Origin of the sequence: Microbulbifer agarilyticus S89 (assembly GCF_000220505.1) — a bacterium.
GTDB lineage: Bacteria > Pseudomonadota > Gammaproteobacteria > Pseudomonadales > Cellvibrionaceae > Microbulbifer > Microbulbifer agarilyticus_B.
This window is the reverse complement of sequence record NZ_AFPJ01000034.1, coordinates 122,555-132,894: the sequence shown is the minus strand read 5'-3', so window position 1 is coordinate 132,894 and position 10,340 is coordinate 122,555. Positions and strand designations below refer to the sequence as shown.

Sequence of the window (10,340 nt, the reverse complement as noted above, 5' to 3'; positions counted from 1 at the left end):
AGCTGGTCTTCCGAGTCAGGGACGCCATCACCGTCATCATCGGCGTCTTCATTGTTGCCGATACCATCCCCATCCGTATCAATGGATTCATTCGGATTCAATGGTAGCTGGTCTTCTACGTCGGGAACGCCATCACCATCGTCATCGGTATCCTCATTGTTGCCGATGCCGTCTCCATCTGTATCAACGGACTCGTTCGGATTTAATGGTAATTGGTCCTCTGCGTCGGGAACGCCGTCACCGTCGTCATCGCTATCTTCATTGTTGCCGATACCGTCTCCATCTGAGTCGAGCCACTCGGCAGGATCATCCGGAAATGCATCGACACCATCCTCCACACCGTCGTTGTCACGGTCTGTATCGGAATTGTCTCCGATACCATCCCCATCACCATCACCAGATTCCGTCGGGTCGAAGGGAAATTGGTCCAAGCCATCGACGACCCCATCATCATCAAGATCGACGTGCTGTGCGACATCAGACCCAAGTAGAAACGCGCCGTTTATGACATTAACAATACTGTTGCCGTCCGCCGTCTCCGTGGAGATCTTCAGCGCGACCTCTGACACTCCATCAATTACAGGTAAGTGCGTCACATATTTCCCGTCGAAATATTCGGAATTCAGGACCGCCCAGGCACCGCCGTCCAATGCGATCTCCACCATGAACTCAGAAATTGCCTGAGCTTCATCGAGATAAACATTGATCGCAGCATTGCTCTCCGCGTAAACCGATACCTTTCCGTCATTGACCAGTTCCACCATCTTTATGCGCGGTGACACCGACTGATCCATATTTGCCATACGAACTGTCGAAGTCGCCTCTAGCTTGGCGTCCCCAAGAAAAACAGAATAACGAAAATCAAACGCTATCGTGCTGCAGCCAGAGTAATCACTAAACAAGGAGGCGTGTATTACTGAACCACTAGATAAAAACTGCCCGGTATCAGCACACGATACGGAATAGGTGATGTCGTCCCAGTACCCATTACCCCAACTATCTGATACCGACTTTAAGGAAACGTAACCATTACGGTCGGGCTGCAGTCGATACTGTCCAGCATGATTTTCCAGTTGTGCGGACCAGAACCTGAGCCCCTGTCCCATCACCATATCGCCGTTTTCACGGGCTAGAAATATCGAGACCCTATCTACATCGGAATCACTCCGGTTAAGTTTTTTGTAGCCCTCCTGGCCAATGGAGAGCTCCGCCGAATCTGACCGCGTATCCTCCCCCTCTATCCGCGTACTAAATGTGGGAAATGTCGGCCACTCAATCGGCACTGATTCATTGCCGTGGAGAGTCAGTAGCATTGATTGGTTATGCTCAGGGCTGATACCGCCAAACCCCTCAGTTTCCCCATGCTCGTAATAACTCATCACCCAGGTAACAAGCTTGTATCCAGAGAGATTCCACAGGGGGTTACTAATCAACAGGCGAGAGGAATGAAAGCTCTCGACGTCAAACGTAATATCTTCCGCAGGAGCATCCTGTTGGGTTTTCAGAAAGTACAAATCGCGGCTATAGGGACTCTGGTTTGCGCCCTGCATCACTCCCATATAGCCAAACTTGAATCCCGGAGTCAGACCGGAAAACTTTGCCGGCTCCAAGTCCCCACCGAACCCTCTCCGCAGCCGAAAGTCAGGATTTCCAACGTGCGTCACCTCAACGGCCTGCTCAACAAACTCAGCCTGACGACCGTTGCCTATATCCGGTTTCACAATACGGAAGCCCGTGAGACCAGCGGGAACCACGATTGGCCCATCTGTCGCAAGGTGCCCGGTAACACCCTGTAATGTGTCCGTATCCCATGTTTCTACAATGCCCGTTACCGGCTGATCGCGCACAGCAATATATAGCGAGCTTTCACTGCTATCGTAAGAGTCTGTATAGCCTGAGTAGATATGATCTTCATCAAAGAGCTGCGCACTGTAGCTCCAGTAGTCATACGGAGTTTGCGATGACTTCACTTGCAACAGCTCCGCGCGATGAAACCCAACCGGAATATTCACCGTATCCTCTGCCGACTCCAGTCGTAAACTCGAACCGAACGCCGTGCGAAGATCATCTGGATAATCGAGTACCTCACTATCAACACTCAACTTGGCGGTCGCCATACGCTCGCCAGCTGAATACACGGTGAGCTGTGAGTCTTCAGGCACCAGGCGTGCTCCCTCAGGGAAGTCGCCGGAGTCCGTCATATCGATAACAGCCTCGCCACCCAAATTCTTCACGACGAGCTTGATGTCCATGTCGCTATCGATCGTGTGCTCGCCCACGTGCCCTAAATACAAGGTAGCTGGCGAAACAAGAAATTTCGCTTGTGCCGAGCGTGCCACATTCACCAAGCCCGCACCGACATCGGCAATATTCCCAGCCATAGTTGATGCCTGGTTCACCAGCAAGGACTTGATGTCCTGACTACTTAATGTCGGGTGCAGCTGGCGCAGCAGAGCCGCAGCGCCCGCGACATGTGGTGCGGCCAACGATGTTCCGGAATAACTTGCATAATTACCGCCAAGGTCGGTGGTGTAGATGTCTACGCCGGGCGCCATCAGTTCAGGCTTGACTACGTCGGACTGTCTATCCAGACCGGTACCAAACAGGCCGCGAGAACTGAAATTTGCGCGAGTGCCGGAATCATCGACAGCGCCGACGGTAACGACGTCCGTGGCGCTACCGGGCGCTTTGATAGAATTCAGCCACGGACCATCATTCCCTGCAGCGGCGACCACCACCACACCTGCCTGCATTGCTGCATTTGCAGCGAGGGAAACAGCGGCTGAGCTACCGCCCCATCCGCCCAGGCTCAGGTTGATCACATCCACTGCGTCGTCAGTCATCGGGTCACCGTCGGGGTCCACCGCGCGCTCGATACCGGCAATGATCTGATCGTCCCAACCCACACCATTCTCATCGAGTACCTTGTATGCATGCAGCGTGGCCCCAGGTGCGACGCCCTGCAAGGTGCCATCAGCAGCAACTACACCGGCCACAACAGTGCCGTGAGAATGGTCATCCATTGGATCGCCGTCATCATTGACGAAATCCCAACCCGCGGAGACTTTACAGCCATCACCGAAGCACCCGCCCAAGTCTGGGTGTGTGTAATCGATCCCGGTATCAAGAATCGCAACGGTCATTCCCTCACCAGTTACAGAACTGCCGCTGCCATCCTGCATCTCCCATACCGCCGGCACACCGATCTGATCGAGACTCGTAGTGAGCAGTACCCCCATCTTGCGACTGAGCGCGACCGATTGAACGTCCGGCATTGCCAACACCTTGTCGATGTCACCAGCCTTCATCTTTGTCGCGATCGCATTGGCTACGCGGTTGAATCGCCTGATCTTTCCGCGCGTGAGCTGACTCGAGCGCAGTCTGCCAATCAACTGTGCCTGGGTGGATTCGATTTGACGAAGCATGGTCACCACCGAAGACGACATCGGCGTGCGGCTCGCTCCTGTAACCTTGCTCTTGATTTGTTGAACCAATGGCGGCTGGCGGAGATGAATTAATACGCGAACATCTTGATTGGGAGGAATGTCAGAAAAGTCCAATGGTTGCGACTGGGAACTAGTCCTGACTCTCTTTGCTTCTTGCAAATCCGCCGCGAGAAACGTGGGTGTGTTGTTGGCCGCTGCCCCAGTGGCAACGCAAAGAAAACATAGCCCCAGCAAGTTATTCCATTTTTTTAGCATTATTCCCCCCAGCCCGCTGTTAGCATTAGCATCTCGGCGATCGATTATTTTTTACGCGTTTTGTGCGGTCAACTTAACTGCACAATACTGACCGAGTCGGCAAAAAAATGCGATACAGTCGATCGAAATTCACCACCAGCTGAGGCACACGTCACACAGAACCTTCTTGAAATAACGGATTCGATCCAATTGCAGAATAACTAGAATGCCTACAGCAATTATCGCGGATGATGAGCCACTGCTGCGCATGGAGTTGCAAGACGGATTGAAGGAGTTGTAGCCTGAACTCCATATCGTCGAACACGCAGATACGAGAGCCAAAGCACTCAGATGCATCGAAAAATGCCAACCGGACATCACCTTTCTCGATATCTGCACGCCATCACCGCGTTCGAGCAAGGTGCAATTGACTATATTCTCAAGCCGATAAAAATGGCACGACTGGCCGGCACAGTTACCAGACTGAAGCAGAGACTGAGCGAAAAATCGCGCAATAAGGGGGCAACCAGTGCTGAACCGCTGCAATGGGTGCGTGCCAGCTCAGGAAACAGCCTGCGCTTCTCCCCGGTACGGGATATCGTGTGTTTCCGCTCTGATGGCAAGTACACAAAGATAGTTACCAAAGATGATCAGGCACTGATTCGCGAACCACTCCGTTCGCTGGGGCAAGCACTGGATGCAAGGATGTTTTGGAAAATCAATCGCGGGATCATTGTCAATCTCTCACACATCGCCCGAGTCACTAGAGATGACGATGGAAAAATGCATGTCCACCTTCAGGGCCAGACGGCTTCGCTACCGGTGAGCAAAAATCATCAATCACAGTTTCGCGGCATGTGAGCCCGCCTTATGCGACAACAGAAGATGCGGGAACGCCAATTCCCACCGAATTGACGGTGAAGTTACACAAAAACCCTGTTACTACCAGGGAATTACAGAGCCATCCCAAAACAACAGTTTACCGTTGTCGTCATCACTCAGGTTTTGTATCACGTCCGCGATACGTGAAGCGCTGAGCTCCGGGGTGAAGAGTTTCCCCTCGGGCAGGTTTGCCTGGAAGGGTTTGGAAAGCGGGGTATCGGTGGTTCCTGGATGAATCGCCACGACCCTGCAAACATCCAGTTTACGCCCCCATTCGATCGACAGGTTGCGTATCAGCATATTCAGCGCCGCCTTACTCATACGGTAGCTGTACCAGCCTCCAAGCTGGTTATCTTCAATGCTACCGACCTTCGCGGACAGCGACGCCCAGGTAAGTGGCGTACGGCGTTTCAATAACGGATCGAGCGCTTGCGCCAGATGCAGGTGTGTCAGCGCGTTGATAGAGAAGCTATGCTGCATTGCGCGATCATCACATTCGCGCAGGCTTTTCTCGGGACGGTGCTCTCGCCAGTGCAAAGTCCCGCAGCAGTTCACTACCCAGTTGGGCAGCGGGGCGCGCAGTAACCAGTCCTGTATGTCCGGTACGTTACCCGGGTCATCCAACGCAATTTGCAGATGCTGGTGGGTGGATGAAAGTGCGGGAATATCTTGGCGACTGATGGTCAGGAGTGTTGCCTGCGGGAAACGCGCACAAAAAGTTTGCGCCAGCGCGGCGCCTACCCCGCCATGGGCACCGGCAAGTAAAATACATTCCGGCACTTGCCCGCTAGTATCAAGCTCTGGCGTCCCTGCCATGGTGCTTACCTCGACCTTTTTCTTTCTCGAATGTCACTTGCGCTTTTTTGCTGCACCGGGTTTAGCGGCAACATCACCAGCGGACCGCACGGGCTCTTGCACCACCCGCAGCATGGGCTCATCGGAGCGGAAGATTAACCCGTGAATCTCCGTGCTGTTTTGTCCCTGCAGGAGTTGCTGCAGAAACTGCACAATCTGCGGAGATATTTCCTGCCCGGGCACCAGTACCGGAATACCCGGTGGGTAAGGAACAATTTCATCTGCGCAGGTACGCCCGACCAGTTTCTTCTCTGCTGCCACACCATTGTCCATCAACGGCAACTCTTCCGTTTCGGCAAAGTAGGCGTCGGCTGGCAGGCAGTTCAGGTGGGTAAATTCAGGAAGCTGGCGCGCGGTACCCACGTGGCTGCGCCTGCGCGGGTGTTTCGCCAACTGCTTCAGCGCATGCACCAGCCTGAGCAATTTACTTTCGGTACTGCCCAGGGTGACCAGAACGGTTACGGTGTTGTAGGTGGTTTTCTCCACCTGGATACCAAACTGATCAAACAATTTGACCTGGATTTCTTTGCCAGAGTAGCCGCTAGCCGTCACATCAATGGTGACCTTGGTAGGATCCAGGCTGATGTTGTCCTTGGACAGGGGCGCGGGAATAAGATCTTCGCGCGTCAATGCACGGAATACGCCGGTAGCATCTACTTCGCGACGCAGGGTATCGACCATTTTCAGGCAGCTGCGCAGGCGCCCGAAGCCTTCCATCGACATTTGCTTTCGTGCCACATCCAGGCTCGCGATCATCGAGTATTGCGGACTGGTGGAGGCATACATGTTCAGGTTTTCGCGGAAACGGAACTCGTCAAAGTCCGGGTCCTGCACATGCACCATGCTGGCCTGCGAAAATGCAGACAGCATTTTGTGCGAGCTCTGGGTGACGTAGTCGGCACCACACTCCAGAGCGGTGGGGCGCAATTCACTGTGGAAATATCCGTGCGCATACCAGGCTTCGTCAATCAGTACCTTCACGCCGCGCTCGTGGGCGTAATCAATTATCGGCTTCAGGTCATAACGCAGGCCATCATAGGTACAGGAAGTAATCACCAGCAGCGCAGCATCCGGGTTGGCATCCAGCGCCTGCTCAATGTCGGCGCGGCAAACCGGACCGTAAATTCCGAATTGCGGATGCAGGGTCGACTTCAGGTACACCGGCTCGATCCGATTCATCACAATGGCGTGGTGCACAGACTTGTGACAGGCCTGGTCCACGATGATTTTGCCACCCCCACCAAGAATCTGCTGGATCACAACCTTGTTTGCGGTGGAGGTACCGTTGGTGAGAAAGAAGGTATGACGGGCACCGAAGACCTGCGCCGCGAGGTCTTGTGCTTCCTGAATAACCGAATGCGGTTCCAGCAGGCTATCGAGCACCTGGACCGATACCGACAAATCGGTATTGAACACGTGCTCGCCCATAAACCGATAAAAATCGCCGACCCAGGGGCTGTTGCGCAGACTGTCACCGCCAGAATGTCCGGGCGTATGCCATGCGTCACGGGCAGAAAATACGTACTCTTTCAGGGTATCGGCGAACGGTGTCGAGGCGCGGCGGGCGATAAAGGCCTGCACCAGGCGGAACATATGGTTGAAGTTGCCTTCGCGTCGGTCGAACAGCTCGTCAAAGCGCTTGCGCACCGAGGCCGGTGCGCCACCTTCCTCGCTTAAAAAAGAATCCTGCGCCACGAGAAATACATTCAGTTGCGCGCGCAGCTTGTGCATATGGTCGGAGAGTGTCTCCGCGCTTTTTAGCTCGTCGCGGCAACAACCGGCGTCGATGATCACCGCCTGCAGGCGTTCATCTTCGCGTAAACGTGACTCTATCGCAGGAACCGTTACTGCCTCAAAGCACAAGCCAAACGGGTTCTCGTGCTGGGCAGCCGTGGTGTTCAGGGCATTCACCCAATTGTGACTGAGATCTCGATCATTGCTTACCAGAGCGACTCGACACTCCAGCGGCTGACGCCGCTCACTCAGGTTGCCCAGGTCAGGCATTGTCAGTTCCACACCCATAATACTTCTTTCTTATAGTTCAGCATAAAAGGTGGATACTAAATGAGGCGGACGGCGAATTTGACGGCGAATTTATATTTGGCTATTACCACCAAAATATTGCGCGAACGTGATATCAAAAACGGGTTAGTTACCCAGCTTCAGAATTTTGCGCTCTGCACTTCGCCATTAAATTGCAGACAATGCTGCACACGTACACGCTGGACGGGCGTCAAATCTTTGAGGGGAAAATAGTCGAAGTCCGAATGCTCCGACGACAGCACAATGTCTCCGCGCCCTTTGAGGTGGGCACGAAAAATAAACACATGAGAGTTGTACACGCGGTGGTAATAAACGCCACTCAGATAATCAATGACGACTTCCCGACCCAGCTCCTCCAGGCATTCACGGCGCAACGCCTCGTGAATGGTTTCCCCCAGGTCGAGCGCTCCCCCGGGCAGGCCCCAGGTTTTGTCCGCATAGGTTGCCCGCAGCTGGAGTACCTCACCGGCTTCATTGGCGATCACCGCGTGCGCGCTGAGCTTGTATGTGTCGTCGAATCCCATCCCTGAATCTGTCCGTGTCAGGTGTGTCCATCAAATACCGGTGCTGCGGGCCAATTCGAAACCGATGCCCAAGGTCTGCACAGATTCATCGTAGTCGATCAGGCTCTCACCGAAGCCATTGAAATATTTTACATAGCCGCGCACCCGGCGGCCCATGGGGAAGCTCCAGCGCAGTTCTGCCGCTCCCTTGTTATCGGATCGCAGATTATTCCGCAGCATCAGTGACACATTGTGTGCCCCTTTCTCAAAACCACCCGTCAGCTCAAAGTGACCGAGGTAAAACTCAAGGTCGGGATTGTCGTCTTCTTCCCGGTCTTCCTTGATGCGATACCAGGGTTTAAATGCCAGGTAGTAATCATTTTTTTCGAACACGAAGTTTGCATAAATACGATTCCAGCTGCGCGATAGTGGCTCGCTGCGACCATTGGACTGGTGATTGATCGCCAGTTGGTTGGCCACGTTCTGCATGCCGAACAGGGTCCAGTCGTTCAGCCAGGTCATGATGAGCTCCGGCTCATGATTGGTTTCGCGAAACGGTGCAGAATCGTCGGAGTTGTAGGCCTGCCAGAAAGAACGGTTGGTATAGGCGAAGCTCATAAACGAGGCACGGCCGAGAAATCCGCGCCAGACGGGAACCTGCACCGACAGCTGGAACTGAATCTCAATAGAGTCCAGGTCAACCAGTCCGTCCGGGTCGTAATCGGCAATGCCACCCTTGTTGGGGGACGGGTTGTAGGTAATCGGCAACAGGTAGTTGGTTTTGTGGGAAGCCAGGGTAAACGGGTTTTCCGCCGCGTCGCGAATGGCCTGAGCGCGCTGGCTGATTTGCGGCCCGTTGGGAGACTGGCTAGCCTCCGGCGTGGTCGCAAAAATAGGTGTATCTTCCTGGTAGACGTCGCCGCGCAGCACCCTCAGTTTGCAGCGGATACGCATTTCTTCGAGGGTGATATTGGCCGGTGCTATGACTAACTGTTCACGCAAGCAGTTCTCCTGGCGAACCGCCTCACTCTGGCCACTGTCATCGAGCTGCCACAGGGCAATCACATCGCCCTCGCCTGCCGTTGCCGTCTGCTCATCTTCCGGTACCAGCTCGCTCACTTCCGCAGTCTCATGGGGCTCTGGCGCGGCTTCCTGCGCATTCACAGCAATCGCGAAGGGTAAACACAGCAGCGGCCAAAGGCGGCGAATCCGCAGAAGGAAGCCAGGGTGGCGAGAACGATAGCTGAAGGTTCGATAGCTAGAGGTTCGATAGCTGAAAATTCGATAGCTCGAAATAGCTAAGCGGGAGAAAGGCAAGACGCGCGCTCCTGAAGACCGTGGGCCCGCCAGTGTACACGGAATAGATACCGGATTTACTGCGTTAGTCTGCTTTTACTGGCCACTCAGACGAGGCTGGGAAGCTCCGGAGACCATTCCAGATCGCGCAGGCGCACCTGCCACAGGCGACCAGTGCTGCTGGGCCAGTCATAGCCAACCAGGAGCCCGCGCTGGTCCACAAAACAATGGGCGTCGCGCTCGGCCTCATCGCCCTGATAGGAGAACACCGTGACATCCGGGCCGAGATCGTGCACGCCCTGGATATTGGCATCGCCGGGCATAACCGACGCGCGCCGGTGGCTTACCTTGGGTGCCAGCAGCTTGCCCCGTTGCGACGGATCCACAATATCCGGCGCAACCACTTCACAGCCAAACTCCATATCGCACAGGCGCAGCAACAGCGGCCCCATAAAGATCCGCATCAGTGGGAACAACAGGCGGTTCTCGCCTTCCAGCAATTTCTGTTGCGGGCCATTGGGACCGGTCCAGTCCACGTCGATCGCATCACCAAGCGAGGCAACCTCGCCATTGGCGGGGACGAGCCGATAGTGAGCATTTACCTCATCCATCTCGTCTTTCCAGCTGACTCGGCACTCGGTCACCAGTCCCTTGTCCATCAACGCGCGCACTTCAATCCCATGGCCCTGCTCGCCTACCATACGGCGACTGACCAGCAATTGCCGACCCTGCGCATCACGCCCCAGCTGCCAGTCATCCTGCACCGGCATGCTTCTGCCATCACAACTGTATTGGTAGCGGCCCTGGGCCAAGTTAGCGGTCATTCGCATGGGAGTCCGTCCTTGGAGTCGTCTGCGGAAAGTATTGCACACCCCCCCGCTTTTGCTGCGGTTTGATGAAGTTTTCGCGAACTTTTCGCTGGCTATTTTTTTCTAGCCTGCACGCATATCCGAAAAATGTTGCCCGGTTTTTTGCTGAAAAAGTAATCACAAAATCTGCGCGCATTGCGCAATATTGCACGCGTCACATGAGATTGGGGCATAATCTGCCGCTTGCATGCGCACACACTGTGGGCGTTAGG

At 54.6% G+C, this 10,340-nt stretch carries 7 protein-coding genes; 1 reads left to right on the top strand and 6 read right to left on the bottom strand.

Features of this window, described 5'->3' with window-relative positions:
- The coding region (locus AS89_RS18205) for a S8 family serine peptidase (protein WP_158217355.1) at nt 1-3,701 on the bottom strand (3,701 nt) is incomplete at its 3' end.
- A 330-nt stretch (nt 3,702-4,031) separates the two neighbouring features.
- Here AS89_RS18205 and AS89_RS17345 point away from each other — a divergent pair.
- The gene (locus AS89_RS17345) at nt 4,032-4,541 is read left to right on the top strand and encodes a LytR/AlgR family response regulator transcription factor (RefSeq protein WP_081475716.1); all 510 of its coding nucleotides are present in this window, start codon (nt 4,032-4,034) and stop codon (nt 4,539-4,541) included.
- Between the two features lie 81 nt (nt 4,542-4,622).
- Here the strand turns inward: AS89_RS17345 and AS89_RS0110685 are convergent, their stop codons facing one another.
- The 5 genes from AS89_RS0110685 to AS89_RS0110665 all read right to left on the bottom strand — a co-directional run bounded on the left by AS89_RS0110685 (nt 4,623) and on the right by AS89_RS0110665 (nt 10,083).
- Nucleotides 4,623-5,378 (bottom strand): SDR family NAD(P)-dependent oxidoreductase, encoded by a 756-nt coding sequence (locus tag AS89_RS0110685; RefSeq protein WP_010132608.1) that lies wholly within the window; start codon nt 5,376-5,378, stop codon nt 4,623-4,625.
- A 33-nt stretch (nt 5,379-5,411) separates the two neighbouring features.
- Entirely contained in the window at nt 5,412-7,421 is a 2,010-nt protein-coding gene (locus AS89_RS0110680; protein WP_100169350.1) for an aminotransferase class I/II-fold pyridoxal phosphate-dependent enzyme, read from the bottom strand.
- Between the two features lie 158 nt (nt 7,422-7,579).
- Complete coding sequence (locus AS89_RS0110675) at nt 7,580-7,984, bottom strand: NUDIX hydrolase (protein WP_010132605.1); 405 nt, start codon at nt 7,982-7,984, stop codon at nt 7,580-7,582.
- A gap of 30 nt (nt 7,985-8,014) precedes the next feature.
- Complete coding sequence (locus tag AS89_RS0110670) at nt 8,015-9,127, bottom strand: phospholipase A (protein ID WP_010132603.1); 1,113 nt, start codon at nt 9,125-9,127, stop codon at nt 8,015-8,017.
- Between the two features lie 239 nt (nt 9,128-9,366).
- On the bottom strand, nt 9,367-10,083 hold the full coding sequence (locus tag AS89_RS0110665) for a hypothetical protein (protein WP_237709669.1): 717 nt from the start codon (nt 10,081-10,083) through the stop codon (nt 9,367-9,369).
- Nucleotides 10,084-10,340 lie beyond the last annotated feature (257 nt).

What these genes read in the sequence shown, in the direction of transcription:
- AS89_RS0110665 (WP_237709669.1), bottom strand. Translation starts at nt 10,083, where the DNA reads ATGACCGCTAACTTGGCCCAGGGCCGCTACCAATACAGTTGTGATGGC.
- AS89_RS0110680 (WP_100169350.1), bottom strand. Translation starts at nt 7,421, where the DNA reads ATGCCTGACCTGGGCAACCTGAGTGAGCGGCGTCAGCCGCTGGAGTGT.
- AS89_RS0110685 (WP_010132608.1), bottom strand. Translation starts at nt 5,378, where the DNA reads ATGGCAGGGACGCCAGAGCTTGATACTAGCGGGCAAGTGCCGGAATGT.
- AS89_RS0110675 (WP_010132605.1), bottom strand. Translation starts at nt 7,984, where the DNA reads ATGGGATTCGACGACACATACAAGCTCAGCGCGCACGCGGTGATCGCC.
- AS89_RS17345 (WP_081475716.1), top strand. Translation starts at nt 4,032, where the DNA reads ATGCATCGAAAAATGCCAACCGGACATCACCTTTCTCGATATCTGCAC.